A 14,348-nucleotide genomic window follows, 5' to 3' on the forward strand; every position below is an offset into this window, starting at 1 on the left:
GTATTAATCATTTGTGAGTTCATTTATACGAAAAGTACTTCTATCAGAAAGGGAACATAATTAACATGTGGTGTAAATAAAATCTGTGGTTTGTTTTAAAACACCAACCCTCTTTAACTTCAATATTTTTGATTTTTTTTAACATTTTTATAAAATTTTAATATCTTGAAAACTTAATAACCCCATGATCTATAAAAAATGAAAAATAATTACATTATTTTTTTTGGAATGTTGTCTTGCGTATTAAATATTTCCTGTAGCACTGAGAATCATCCGGCTTCGGAAATAATAACATAGGATATTAATGATACACTCAAGAAAATTAGCTCTCATTCATCGTTGTTAAATTGGGCAGAACTTAATAAGGAAAATGAATTTCAAGAAATCCTTAATGAACTCAATGTAATTAAAATCGAAGAAGTGGCAGTATTTGAAACTTCAAAAGGCATGGACAGCATCAGGGTTGTACCTCACCGAAGAATTGATAAAACACAATTTGGAAAAAATGTTTCATATTCGTTCTTATTAGAAAATTTTAATGATGTATCAATCCCTAACCAGTTTAGGAATCTCGTTGTGGAAAAAAGAAATGGAAAATCTGCAGCTATGATAGTGACTTATTTATTAGAAAATAATGAATTGCTTCCTATTAAAATAGAGCGTTTAAATTCAGATATTGATGTAAACAGTGTTTCAAAATACACTTGTGAAGCTTTTATAGTTACCGTAAAAACATGGTGCTCGGAAAACGTACATTATGGGCATGATAGTGATTGCAGGGCTAGTGACAAGGGCGAAACTTATACTTCTAAATTTAGTACTTGTTCTGGAGGCGGTGGAAATGATTATGGTTATACCACTTTTATTTCTGGACCGAATTATTATACAGGTGAATATTCAGAGGGTGGTACAGGTGGTGGAGATGGTAGTGGAAGTATAGGTACTCAACCAGAAGAATTAGATCCTGATGAACCCTTTGCTGCACCTGTTTTAGAAGATGTTTTAGTTTCTTATAAACCTACTTTTAGGTATCCCGTTGACTCCGACTATGCCCAAAGATATCCTAAACTCACAGAGTATCTTAGAAACAAACTTCCCAATGTAAAAGATATGCCAGTTATTACAAATGCTTTACAAGATATTACTTCTCTCTCTCTTTCTCAAATACAACATGACTTGGAATGGGGAAATGGGCCAACTATAACCATTATTCAATTGGATAACTATGCCCCAATTACAGACTATAAAACAGTCGGTCTTTTTGATCCTGCCCACCCAGAATTAATTTTTTTAGATATTGATTATGTCCTATATTTAGAGAATGATGTTACTGATCAGGCATTAGAGGATGGTTTGCTTTTTTATTTGGGTGTGGTTTTACTCCATGAATATACCCACCAAGGGGTGAATGCCCAAGGAATTGATTTCCCCGGTGAAGAAGGTGCGGAATTCGAAATACGAGCCTATGGCGAAAATCTTGAACCAAGTTCAGCTCAAGATTTAATATTAACTAAATACTATGGTTATGAATAATACGGCTATTTTTATTTTAACTTTTTTGTTTCAAGCTTTAGTTTTCGGTCAATCTAAAGGTACATGTATTTCCCAGTCTAATATTGAAACTGTAGTAGAGGAAATTCTTCAAAATACTAGAGTAAGGAGATACTTACATGTGGACCAAGTCGGTAGGTCTCCGTTAAAAATTAAATGTACTCAATATATAAAATCACAATTTGAAATTTATTACAATTCCGAAAAAGCCTTAATTACAACAAATGAAAATTACTCGGATCTACTTGAAATTTATTTGAGGAACGTAGAATGTAATAATTCTGAAATTACTCTGATTTTTGATTTCTATTCAAAAATAGAAGGTGTCGGAATTACGGGCAAAGCTGTAAAAAAAGGAAAACAATGGAGTATTGAGATACTGAAAGAGGTTTTAATCTAGTAAAATTAAAAGTCCCCAAAATGGCAAAAAAAAAATTTATTTAGATATTCTCTAAAGTTTTGTTTAGGGTTTAAGTTTTAATTAAAAGGGGGATAGCAAGAGGATAACACGCTACGCGATGTTATAAATTTATTCCCCCTTGATTTTCAACACTTTACATAATCACATAAAATAAATTGCTGGGAAATTTACAGTAAATACTTCGGGAGGCCCCGTAAACAGGCAAATTTTTACAGCAAATTTCCGTGAAAATGGTAAATGGACTTGCTTCTTATTGAAGATTAATGGGAACAAATGCCTCGCAAAATAGTATTAGTTCTGATAGATTTGGGGGGCTTCCCGGACTTCGCTACGCTCAGATGTCTATTTTTTTTTTTTGCCCGGAACAAGTATTAAACAAGCTTGGATTGCAATAGGTCCATATCATCTCCAATTTTCTGGTCAACAACCCGAGCATAAATCTGCGTTGTAGATAGTTTAGAATGCCCCAAAAGCTTCGAAACAGTTTCTATAGGTACACCGTTGGAAAGAGTTATTGTAGTCGCAAATGTGTGCCTGGCGACGTGAAAACTTAATTTTTTTGGAATCTTACATTGAGATGCAATCTCCTTAAGATAATTATTTGTCTTTTGATTGCTGTAAACCGGAAGTAGAACCTCATTTACCGGGGTCTTATATTTTTCCAGGATCATTTTTGCTTTCTCCAGCAAAGGGATCTTAATAGGGGTTTGGCTTTTTTCCCTTCTGCAATAAATCCAATCCTTTCCGTTTACTCCGTTTATAATGTTTTCACGAGTTAAGTTCTTTACATCGATATATGACAAACCGGTATAGCAGGCAAAAAGAAAAATATCTTTTGTTTTTTCTAAAGTAGTACGGGTGAATCGTGTCTCCTCAATAAAATTTAGCTCTCTTTGGTTTAAATAAGCACGGTCAAATTTTTCGAACTTCATTTTATAATCCCGGAAGGGATCCTTTTCCATCCATTCAAGCTTAATAGACAAGTTTATAAGTTTCTTGAAGCGCTCCATATGCTTCATAATCCCATTGTTGCTTAATTGCTTTTTGCCAGTTTTATCTTTTTGTCTTCTAAGGAACTTGTCAAATCCAGTAACAAATTGGTAAGAGATGTTTTTTAAATAGATATCCTTGGTCTTATGCTCCCTGGCAAGATATTTCAGTAAGTACTTTTCAGTGGCACCATAATTTTTTAAGGTTCCGTGTTTGAGAAAATCTCCCATGGTGGACTTATGATGCTCGATAACATTATTGAGAGTTTTAAAGGTAGCATCAGATCCCAGGAAACGAGATTTTATAGCCTGAGCTGTTATAATACAATCTTCTTTTAGCAGGTCTTCGTAACACTGAAGCAACTTAGCATATTTGGCATCCAAATAGTTGTTTAATACTGTGGCCTCCGGATTTCTTCCTTTGATCCTGTGAGCCCGGTCATCCCAGGCTTCGGGATCGCAATATCGGGCAAGACTTATTTCTGCCCTGCGGCCATTTACGGTTACCCGGGCGTAAATAGGTAACCGAATGTCTTTAGCTTTTGATTTATTAAGCCAAAATAGAATGCGAAATGTTTGTTGTGAGTTCATTGCCTTTGTTTTAGGTAACCGATTTAACAAATTGTACGAAAGTCAAATTACCTAAAAGCCCTGTGGCTACTGAAAGTTAAGAAAAAAGAAGTTATAAAACAGGTAACCGAATAGGTAACTTTTTCCTTGATATTAAACAAAAAAAAATGATCTCCAGTTTTATTAAAGTACTGGAAATCATTTATTTAGGTACCATATGATGTCATTTAAAATGACACAAGTCGGGGTGGCAGGATTATACCCTTTCCCCATAATATTATATATATCAATCAGTTACAGATTCCGGAACCAAACTGTTAGCCGATTTGTTGACGATATTATAAATGAACTTAAAGTAAAATGCTTTACTTTCTGATGGTGCAAATATATAATTTGTATTATTTCAAACCAACATAAAAAGTCATTTATTTTATGACTCTTAATACTGCTTCAAATTTGGTTCATTATGCCTTATCATTTCTACTAAATATCTTTAAGTTAATCATTCTGGAAACACATTAAATCGAGTAATCAACTATTTCATTATAGGTCTTTTAAGTGATGAACTTCTATAGAAAAATTTGAGGTAGAGAGTATTCATACAATATTACCGAAATATAAACGTCGCAAAATATTTTTCGGAAAAGGGACGGCATAAAGCCATCGCTTCTTCCCTCGCTTATTTATTCCGTTTCCTTTCCACTCTAAAATTTTGTCTTCCGTTTGGGTTTTGCTCAAATATTGTTTAATCTAAAATCATTTAATTATGGAAACAAAAGTAAAATCAAACGGAACAGCAAAAAAAGTAAATGCAACCGTTAAAAAGGAAGTTCAAAAGAAGTTGACCGAGGAAGCTATCGGAAAAGCTGTTACACCGGAAAAGCTCGTGGTAGCCAAAAAACCAGAGATTAATTTGGATGACAGAATTCAAAAGTTTGAAAAATTGAGAGGTTTGGCCAATCAACGTGAACGGTTGACGGAAACATTGAACGAGCTTACCAAGTTCAATTACAATCAGGATGGTTCGAGTTCCTTCCATATAAGGGACTCACGTAATCTGGAATTCAAGACGACCAACACGAATTTAATCAAGTTGGTAACTACACATTTACAGTCCACTTTGGAACAACGTAAATCAGAGATTGAAGAACAGATTCTAAAATTTGAACTTTAATGAAGCTAATGTCTTCAAATGTGAAAGCCTGCTCGCAAGAGTAGGCTTTCTTTTTTTAATCATATCTGTCTTCAGACAGGTCTAAAATCAAATATTATGTATTTAAATCGTTTACAACAAGATGAAATTTTCGTTTCAAATGAAATGAAATCGTTAAAAATTATTACTGGTATGGAGTCTCGAAGAGGACTTGAAAATGCCGTTATTTCCAATGACAAAATTGTGAATGTGGTCTCGAACAGTTATGGCCATATTCCAAATGAATTGTTTTTCAAAAAAGCCGAACAGCTATTACTGGATGCCAATCTGAAATATCATAAACGCACGATTAACAGAAATGACAGGTCTTTCATTGCCGACTTTATAATCGAGGACCATAATCAGTTTTCGTTGAAGAATGAACAGGATAAGATATTACCGATGTTGCGTTTCAAAAATTCCTATGACGGAAGCGAAAAGACTTCCGGGCATTTTGGATTTTATAGAGAAGTATGCACCAATGGCTTGCACGTTGCTCAATCAGAAATAGCATTTTCAATAAAGCACAGCAAAAACAATACAGATTTAATAATGCCGAAATTGAATTTTCTATTCGAGAAGTTCTTGGATAACGAATACTACGAAATCACAAGAAAATTCAGGGAAATGGAAGAAATCGTACTTATCGACACCAAAGCATTCGTAAAGGAAATATTGGAAAAAACGAAACTGTTCCGATATGAATGTAGCGACAAAAACGATAATCCTTCAAAGAAATCCAGGGAATTATTGGATATGATAGCCGAAGAAGGACACGATTATTATAAAACGCCCACATTATGGGATGGGTATAACGCCTTTAATTGGATGCTTCACAATACCTTGAAAAAAACTTTTTCGCAACAGGAAAAATTTGATAAGATATTGTTTGATGAAATATATGCAATGGTTTAAAGAAACATTATAAAAAGGTTCATCCAGTACCTTAAACTGGATTTTCACCTTTTCTAAAAGAGATTGAAGTACTCTAAATTTTCACAAATAAGAAATAATGGTATCTTTGTACCTAATGCAAAAACCAAATAAAATAGCGGCATTTTTCTTTTTAGGCTTGTTTAGCCTAATGATGCTGCATCAGGTTTTTCCGCATTTGCACCATCAACACGAGGACGCTCATTCCCATTCAGATATTGCCCATACTGGCGAACATCATCATCACGATGATGATTCCCACGAAGAAGAATCCCCTTATGGGTTTTTTGGGTTCGTTATGGATATGCACATCCATTCCACGGTATCCAGCGATATAGTCTTACTTGAAAGGAATACAATCGAGCAACAAACCGTTGTTGAAAAGGATGTTGCAAAAAGTTCTTTTGAAACCCAAAATATCTTCTTAATTGATTACAGGCAAAATAGTAAATCGCCTGTCTATCATCCACCCAATAAATACTTTAATCCCTACCTCTCTTCCCTCGACTCACGAGGCCCACCATCTTTAGGTTAATCGTTTAGGACTACGGTATCGCTACGGTACTGTTTCCTTTTATAAATGTAGACCTGTCAGCCGACAGGTAAGATTAAACCTAAAATTTCACACAATGAATAAACACATCGTGTCCGCAATTTGCGGATGCCTGTTCTTTGTTAGTGGTTTCTCACAGGATAAAAATATAGAGCAACTACTTAATGAAATAGAACAGAATAACACGGAGTTAAAAGGCTATCAATCATTCATTGAAAGTCAGCAACTCGAAAACAGGAGCAACAATAATTTGCCCGACCCACAGCTTTCTGGCTTTTATTTGCCATTTGGCGACAATAGAACTGGAGATTATACCGAATATCAACTATCGCAATCTTTTGAATTCCCAACGGTATATGCTGCTCGTGGCAAATGGAACGAGTCTAAATCGCAACAGTTAGCATCAGCCTATGCTAACAAGAGACAGGAAGTCTTGTTGAAAGCGAAGAACACGCTTTTGGAACTTGCTTACTTGCAAAAACAAAAAACTGTTGAAGCAGAAAGAAAAACCCAGAGCAAGCAGGTTTTTGACCAAATCCAAAAACTTTTTGATACCGAGCAAGTAGGCATTTTAGATTTGAATAAAGCGAAAATTGCTTGGATTCAAGAGCAGTTTGCCGTGGAACAGATTGAAACCGAAATTCAAATTTTGCTGTCAAAACTCAAAACGTTGAACGGCGGTAATGAAATTAGTGGCATTTCGACAGGACTTGCATTGCCTATTGAAGTTGGTGCGGAGGAAAGTCTTTGGCAGGAAAAATTATCAAATGACCCTTTACTGCAAGAATTAAAGGCTATTGAGACATCTTCACTTCAAAAAGTAAAACTGGAAAAAAACAAAGTACTACCAAACGTAGCACTTGGCTACAATTATCAAGGCGTTAGCGGTAGTCATTATTCTGGTTTTTATGGCGGTGTCTCGATTCCCCTTTGGAATAGCAAGAACAAAGTAAAAGCTGCCGAAGCCAATTATGAGTATCAGCAGTCCAATACGCAAGTAATTAGCACTTCGCTTTACACACAGTTTCAGGAAACTTATAATCGATACGAATTGATGCTCAAAAAATACAATGAGTATCAAACAACAATGGGCAATTTAGAAAGTGAGGATTTACTTTTTAAAGCCTATATGTTGGGCGAGTATTCGTTTATGGATTACTATGTAGAACTTCAGTTTTACAGAAATGCTTCAGATAAAATGTTGCAAATGGAAAAGGAACTGCAACTGCTTCAAGCACAATTATTAAAACATCAATTATAAATTTTAAACATACAATTATGAGGATTTCCAAAATAATATTCGCAATTCTAACAGTTTCAATTTTCACAATGACATCTTGTAGAGATACGAAATCAAAAACAGAAACCACTGAAGAACACGGTCACGACCACGATGCAGACGGCAACCATATGGGCGATGAAACCATAGAGCAAGAAGAGTTTCAAGTAGAAAAAGATTCTATGGAAATGAAAACGGATAGCCATACCCACGATGAGGGGAAGGAACACCAAGACCACTAAAAAACAAATAGATATAACAGATGAAATATATACTCATAGTGCTTGCCTTTTTGGCAATGTCTTGTAACAACAAGGCAGAAGACGCACACGCACACAATCCCGATGGTAGCCACGAAGGAGAAGAAATTCCACGCTTGGACCACACCATTTGGACAAACAAAACAGAATTATTCGTAGAATTCCCTGCTTTAATAGTAGGCAGTCCAAGCAGGCTTGCAGCCCACTTTACGGTGTTGGACAAGCATCAGCCCGTTCGCGAAGGTTCGGTTACGCTTAGTTTGATTAAGGGCGATAAAGGCATTCGCAATATCGCAGATGCACCTTCATCACCAGGCATATTCTCGCCTACCATTCAACCAAAAGAAGCTGGTAGTTACCAACTTGTTTTTGAATTGAAAACGCCAGACTATTCAGATAAAATAACGATTGACGATGTTACGGTCTATAGTAATGCAGATGAAGCCATAATGGCATTGGGTACTGCCGAAGATGATGGAAGTATCTCGTTCTTAAAAGAGCAGGCTTGGAAAATCGATTTTCAAACCGCACCTGTCGTTACGGGTAAAATTTACGATGTTATCAATACGTCCGGTGTTTGGATGCCATCGCCAGGTTCTACAAAGTCCTTGGCGGCAAAATCCAATGGTGTGGTAGATTTTAAAGTAAATAACCTAACCGAAGGTACAGCGGTAAAACAGGGTCAGTTGTTGATGAGCTTGAACAGTCAAGGTTTGGCATCCAATAATTTAAGTACGGATATCGCTTCCGCGAAAGCGACATTCCAACAGGCCAAATCGGAATATGAAAGGAAGAAAGAGCTATACGAATCCAAAATAGTCCCGAAATCTGAATTTGAAAAAGTAGAGAGCAGTTTCGAGATAGCCAAAGCCAACTATCAATCATTGGTGTCTGGTGTCTCGGGCGGAAGCAAACAAATACGTGCACCTTTTGATGGTTTTATCAAATCCATAACTGTTTCAAATGGCGATTATGTAGAACAAGGTGTTACACTTGTAACCGTTGGGACGCATCAATCCAGAGTTTTAAAAGCGCAGTTAGCACCCAACTACGGACTTACGATGGGTAATTTACAAGGTATATGGTATCAGGATAATGATAACCAATGGAAAGACGTAACTGATGCCGAGGGCAAAATCCTTTCGATTGGTAAGGACGTGGAACGTGAAAATCCTTTGATTTCTGTTTTTACAGAAGTCAATGCCACCGTCGATATGCCAATAGGAAGTCTAACACCTGTTCAGATAGCGATGGGAAATGCAACACAGAACACAATGATTCCTGTGAATGCTCTCTTGGAAGACTATGGAAGCTATTCCGTTATCGTTCAACTATCAGGCGAAAGTTTTGAAAGACGACCTGTTAAGCTTGGAAAGCGCAATGGCGAAAATGTAGAGATACTGGAAGGTCTGCAAGTTGGCGAAGTGGTAGTAACTACAGGAGCATATCAAGTTAAAATGGCTTCAATGTCGGGTTCAACACCTGCACACGGTCACGAACATTAAAAACGAAGAGAAATGTTAAACAAAATATTATCAATTTCACTTCAAAACAGATTGCTCATACTATTGGGAGCGGTTGCATTGAGTGTGTTGGGCGTGTATTATGCACGTACAATGAACGTCGATGTATTCCCAGACCTTACAGCACCAACGGTAACAATCCTTACCGAAGCGCACGGAATGGAATCTGAAGAAGTAGAAAAATTAGTGACCTATCAACTGGAAACTGCCTTAAACGGTTCGCCCAATGTGAGACGCATCCGTTCGTCATCGGCAGCGGGAGTTTCCATTGTTTGGATAGAATTTGAGTGGGGAACCGATATTTATCGGGCACGACAAATTGTAAGTGAACGTATTCCAATGGTACGGGAAAATCTACCCGAAGGAATTGGAGCACCAACAATGGCACCTATTTCATCCATTATGGGCGAAATAATGCTCTTGGGAGTGACATCGGATAGTCTTTCGCCAATGGAACTGCGAACCTTATCCGACTGGACCATCAGGCCTCGTATAAAAGCCATTGGCGGTATTGCAAACGTGGTGGTTATTGGTGGCGATTACAAACAATATCAAGTATTTGCCAATCCCGAAAAGATGAAGTATTACGACGTGAGCCTCTCAGAATTGGTAGAACACGTTAAGGAAGCAAATCAAAATGCGCCCGGTGGTGTCATCAATCAATATGGCAATCAGTACATCATTAAGGGAAGTGGTAGGGCGTATGCGCTGGAAGACTTACAGGAAGCGGTTCTAAAGGAAGTGAATGGTCAAACCATCAAGATTAAAGACGTTGCAACCGTACAAATTGGTGCAGCTGATAAAATTGGCGATGGTTCATTAAACGCAAATCCCGCTGTGATTCTTACTATTTCTAAACAGCCCGATGTGAATACATTGGAGTTGACAGACCGACTGGATGAAGCCATTGCCGATTTGCAAAAAACCCTGCCCAAAGGTGTCAACATCAAAAGTCAAATCTTTAGGCAGTCTGATTTCATAGATGCTTCTATAAGTAATCTAAATATGACTCTTTTAGAAGGTGCGTTCTTTGTAATGATTATCCTTTTCATTTTTCTGATGAACTGGAGGACTACCGTTATTTCCTTGCTGGCTATCCCAATTTCTTTATTGGTGTCCATCATCATTTTAAAATGGCTGGGTTACACTATAAACACAATGAGTTTGGGTGGTATGGCCATTGCGATAGGTGCGTTGGTAGATGATGCCATCATCGATGTGGAAAATGTATATAAACGCTTGCGGGAAAATATCAGAAAACCGAAAGCGGAGCGGGAATCGACCATAAAAGTAGTGCGTGACGCTTCAGTAGAGATTAGAAGTTCCATCATTATTGCAACCTTAATTATCATCGTATCATTTGTTCCCTTGTTCTTTTTAAGCGGAATGGAAGGTCGATTATTGCAACCGCTGGGCATAGCCTTTGTAACATCGGTATTGACCTCATTGGTTGTTGCCGTAACGGTTACGCCTATTTTGTGTTCCTATTTATTGGATAACGAAAAGCTTTTGAACAAGCAGGCAGAAGGTACACGCGTGGAGCGATGGCTACAGAAACATTATGGCAACCTTTTGGAACGGGCAACACGAATACCCAAAACCATTATTGGCGTAACTGTGATTGTTTTTCTGTTAAGTCTTTTAGTGGTCACACAATTGGGAAGGAGTTTTCTTCCTGAATTCAACGAAGGCTCTTTGGTAATTAGTGTGGTTGGTCCACCGGGAATGTCTTTGGAAGAAAGCAACAAGACAGGTAAATTAATCGAGACTATACTATTGGATATGCCCGAAGTAGAGGTTGTTACAAGAAGACAAGGCCGTGCCGAACTGGACGAACACGCGCAAGGTGTCAATGCTTCGGAAATTGATGTGCCTTTTGTTCTTGAGGACAAAACAAAAGAAGAATTCTTTGAAGAAGTCCGAAACAAATTGAGTGTTGCACCAGGTGTCAACATTACCTTGGGGCAACCCATCGCCCACCGTATCGACCATATGCTTTCCGGGACACGCGCCAATATTGCCATCAAGATATTTGGTTTCGATTTACAACGACTGTTTGAAGTAGGCAAAAGCGTAGAACAGAACATTAAGGATATTGATGGACTGGCAGATGTTGCTGTTGACCAGCAAATTGAAGTGCCTCAAATTCGTATTAAACCCAAGCGCCAGATTCTCTCGGCATATGGTATGACGGTTGGTAATTTGATGGAACAAGTAGATATCGCTTTTGCAGGAGAAGAAGTGGGCGAGATTTATGAAGGACAGCAATACTTTGATTTGGTAGTGCGCTATGAAAAACCGTTTCGGGATGATATTGAGAATATCAATAAAACCTTGATTAGTTTACCGAAAGGTGGACAAACTACGTTGGGCGAATTGGCAACAGTTCAATCGGTAAGTAGTCCAAACACTATCAATCGTGAAGATGTACAACGAAAAATTGTGGTCGCTGCCAATGTTCAAGGTAGGGATTTACGTGGTGCAGTAAACGAAATAAAGGAAGTCGTCGCCAATAACGTGAATATGCCAGAAGGCTACCGTGTACAATATGGCGGACAGTTTGAAAGTGAGTCCAAAGCATCACAATTGCTTTTGATAACAGCCATCATCGCGATAGCCATCATTTTCCTGTTGTTGTATTATGAATTTAAGGTCATAAAACTGGCGTTCGTAGTTTTAATCAATTTACCTCTGGCATTGATTGGTGGTATCTTGATTGTGTACTTTACATCAGGTATTATCAGTATCGCTGCGACCATTGGATTTATTAGTCTTTTTGGAATAGCAACCCGTAATGGAATTTTATTGGTTTCTCGTTATGAAGATTTACGAAAAGAAGGAATCCAAGGCTTTCAATTGATAAAGAAAGGAGCTTTGGATAGATTAAATCCAATCTTAATGACAGCCTTTACAACAGGATTAGCATTAATTCCATTAGCCTTAAAAGGTGGCGAACCGGGTAGTGAAATACAAAGCCCGATGGCGGTTGTAATTTTAGGTGGTTTGTTGTCAGCTACGATATTGAATTTGGTGGTAATTCCTTGTGTGTATCAATTAGTTCTGAAAAAAGAAAAATAGTAAATTGATTATAACTGTAAAACCTTCTTACTCTGGTAGGGAGGTTTTTTATGCCATTAGATTTATAATCCCATTCAGCACATTCCCCTACATTCCGCGAAAGCTTCATTCCGGGAAAAGCGCTTCACTCAAAAAAGGTCTTGGACACAACTTCAAAGATTCCGATTTCCATTCCACTTGCCCACTCATTCCCGAGAAAATTCGGGAAGTGGTCAAACTCTATTCCAATCTACATCTTTAAAGTCAAGTCCGCTTTAAAACCCTACTTCAAAAGAATAATTCGTTTTATAAACCGTTCAGCACTTTACCGCTACATTTCGCGAAAAGCTACATTTCGGGCAAAGAGCTTCTCTATAAAAAATCTTGGACCCAATCCCCATTTTTGGTTTTCCATTCCGCTTCCCCTTCCCGCTTCGATGGGAAGGAACGCTACATTCCCAAGCCAAAACCGTGAATCCAGTCCGCTTGTAATCGGAAAGTCAAAGCCTCGATTTTCTTAACAGAATTAACGGCAAAGCCTACTTTGGTCTTTGCTCGATAATTCTTAAAAACCGAACCTTTGCCTCACACATTTTAAGGGGTTTATAATAGATGAAGCCTTTAATGTTTTTCGGGACAGCGAAAAACAGGTATGGCATAACCAATTCTAAAATAATGCCATTTGCTCTGTTCGCTTAACTGTCGGTACGCTCTCGCCACAAATGGCTTTATAAGAATTGCTAATACCATTATGGAACTTGTCAAGACTGTACAAGTTTTAGGCAAAAATAAGGTTTCTACTTCCTTGAAAATCCAAGGATTTTACTACGTCGCAAACACACCTGATTTATTCCCTAAAAGTCTTGACAAAACCCACTTCATCTATTGTGCGGAGCACGAAAGAAATCATACAAACACCCCTTAAAATTTAATTCAGTTTAAACCTAATAGGGAAATTATTAATCTTTTAAATCTTTTATTATGAGTACTATTAAAAATCACGTACAGTTAATTGGAAATGTTGGACAAGAGCCAACCATTACGAACCTTGAAAGTGGTAAAAAAGTAGCCCGATTCTCATTGGCAACCAATGAATACTACAAAAACGGCAAGGGCGAGAAACAAACGGACACCAATTGGCACACCGTTGTCGCTTGGGGCAAAACTGCTGAAATTATCGAAAAGTATGCCGAAAAGGGCAAAGAAATCGGAGTTGTTGGAAAACTAAAGACCCGAACCTATACCACGGACGATGGCAACCAACGCTATGTTACCGAAGTGGTAGCCGATGAAATCCTATTAATGGGTAGTAAGTAAAAAGTAAAGAGGGCACTAATACCAGTTTTCAATTAGTTTGTGCCCTCTTCTTTTCATCATTAAATCTAAAAAAGACATTACAATGAAAGCACAAGTTAACGAAATAAAAGAAGGATTGCAACATTTTCACGGTTCTGAAATGTTATATCAAATCCCATTGATACGCACCCGATTTACAAACGGATTGAAATATTTAGCCAATGTAGCAGAATGTTTTTGGCTCATTACTGATGTTTCAGTAATCGCCAAAAGTTTGCTGAACCGAAGCCATTTTATCACAATAGATTTTAAAAGGCTATCGGAAGATGAACAAGATTTTACGGGCTATGAAGCTGAAATAATTTATAGCGATGGAAATGGAAATGTTTTTGAAACGCATCAATACAACTTTACTGATTTTCCTTTAGATGAATTGCGTTTATATTTTGTGGATAATACGCTGATGTTACCAAGTGAATACTAAAAACAAAGGCTATGATTTATCTAAATTATAACAACCTCGATGACGAAACCCAACAGCATCTACTTTCAGTTTCAAAAGAAGATATAGAGAACAAATTTGGGAACGACCTTAAAGCCTACGCCAATAAACATCATTTAGATTATAATACCATATTGGACGAAGAAGCGATAAAGAATTTATATACATATAAGTACATTTTTAACATCTAAATTGCAACGCAAAAATTTGGACCTTTGAATT

13 protein-coding genes are annotated in these 14,348 nt (G+C 37.4%); 12 read left to right on the top strand and 1 reads right to left on the bottom strand.

The features are described from left to right. Positions 1-339 precede the first annotated feature (339 nt). Both FHG64_RS00660 and FHG64_RS00665 read left to right on the top strand, forming a co-directional pair. Positions 340-1,533 (top strand): hypothetical protein, encoded by a 1,194-nt coding sequence (locus tag FHG64_RS00660; RefSeq protein ID WP_139064641.1) that lies wholly within the window; start codon positions 340-342, stop codon positions 1,531-1,533. Next, entirely contained in the window at positions 1,526-1,951 is a 426-nt protein-coding gene (locus FHG64_RS00665) for a hypothetical protein (RefSeq protein WP_139064642.1), read from the top strand. Before FHG64_RS00660 ends, FHG64_RS00665 begins: the two co-directional genes overlap by 8 nt. Before the next feature lie 392 nt (positions 1,952-2,343). On the opposite strand, the gene FHG64_RS00670 is transcribed toward FHG64_RS00665, so the two are convergent. After that, positions 2,344-3,552 (bottom strand): site-specific integrase, encoded by a 1,209-nt coding sequence (locus FHG64_RS00670; RefSeq protein ID WP_139064643.1) that lies wholly within the window; start codon positions 3,550-3,552, stop codon positions 2,344-2,346. A gap of 745 nt (positions 3,553-4,297) precedes the next feature. On the opposite strand from FHG64_RS00670, the gene FHG64_RS00675 reads away from it, so the two are divergent. From FHG64_RS00675 to FHG64_RS00720, 10 genes are all read left to right on the top strand, one after another. Beyond that, positions 4,298-4,705, top strand: coding sequence for a hypothetical protein (locus FHG64_RS00675; protein WP_025743398.1), 408 nt, complete (start codon positions 4,298-4,300; stop codon positions 4,703-4,705). Positions 4,706-4,801: 96 nt separating this feature from the next. Next, positions 4,802-5,638 carry a DUF932 domain-containing protein gene (locus tag FHG64_RS00680; protein WP_025743397.1) on the top strand — a complete coding sequence of 279 codons (837 nt, stop codon included), beginning with the start codon at positions 4,802-4,804 and terminating at the stop codon, positions 5,636-5,638. A 115-nt stretch (positions 5,639-5,753) separates the two neighbouring features. Then, positions 5,754-6,191, top strand: a complete 438-nt coding sequence (locus FHG64_RS00685) for a hypothetical protein (RefSeq protein ID WP_025743396.1) — start codon at positions 5,754-5,756, stop codon at positions 6,189-6,191. Between the two features lie 94 nt (positions 6,192-6,285). Continuing rightward, positions 6,286-7,470: a TolC family protein gene (locus FHG64_RS00690; protein WP_025743395.1), complete on the top strand. Its 1,185-nt coding sequence runs from the start codon at positions 6,286-6,288 to the stop codon at positions 7,468-7,470. Positions 7,471-7,487: 17 nt separating this feature from the next. Then, entirely contained in the window at positions 7,488-7,730 is a 243-nt protein-coding gene (locus tag FHG64_RS00695) for a hypothetical protein (RefSeq protein WP_081740528.1), read from the top strand. Between the two features lie 20 nt (positions 7,731-7,750). Beyond that, positions 7,751-9,253: an efflux RND transporter periplasmic adaptor subunit gene (locus FHG64_RS00700; RefSeq protein WP_025743393.1), complete on the top strand. Its 1,503-nt coding sequence runs from the start codon at positions 7,751-7,753 to the stop codon at positions 9,251-9,253. A 12-nt stretch (positions 9,254-9,265) separates the two neighbouring features. After that, positions 9,266-12,349, top strand: a complete 3,084-nt coding sequence (locus FHG64_RS00705; RefSeq protein WP_025743392.1) for an efflux RND transporter permease subunit — start codon at positions 9,266-9,268, stop codon at positions 12,347-12,349. A 960-nt stretch (positions 12,350-13,309) separates the two neighbouring features. Further along, a complete protein-coding gene (locus FHG64_RS00710; RefSeq protein ID WP_028281659.1) occupies positions 13,310-13,645 on the top strand; it encodes a single-stranded DNA-binding protein in 336 nt (111 codons plus the stop codon). An 82-nt stretch (positions 13,646-13,727) separates the two neighbouring features. Beyond that, positions 13,728-14,108: a DUF6876 family protein gene (locus tag FHG64_RS00715; RefSeq protein ID WP_028281658.1), complete on the top strand. Its 381-nt coding sequence runs from the start codon at positions 13,728-13,730 to the stop codon at positions 14,106-14,108. An 11-nt stretch (positions 14,109-14,119) separates the two neighbouring features. Beyond that, positions 14,120-14,317 (top strand): hypothetical protein, encoded by a 198-nt coding sequence (locus FHG64_RS00720; protein WP_084553527.1) that lies wholly within the window; start codon positions 14,120-14,122, stop codon positions 14,315-14,317. Positions 14,318-14,348 lie beyond the last annotated feature (31 nt).

It is taken from the genome of Antarcticibacterium flavum (genome assembly GCF_006159205.1).
GTDB lineage: Bacteria > Bacteroidota > Bacteroidia > Flavobacteriales > Flavobacteriaceae > Gillisia > Gillisia flava.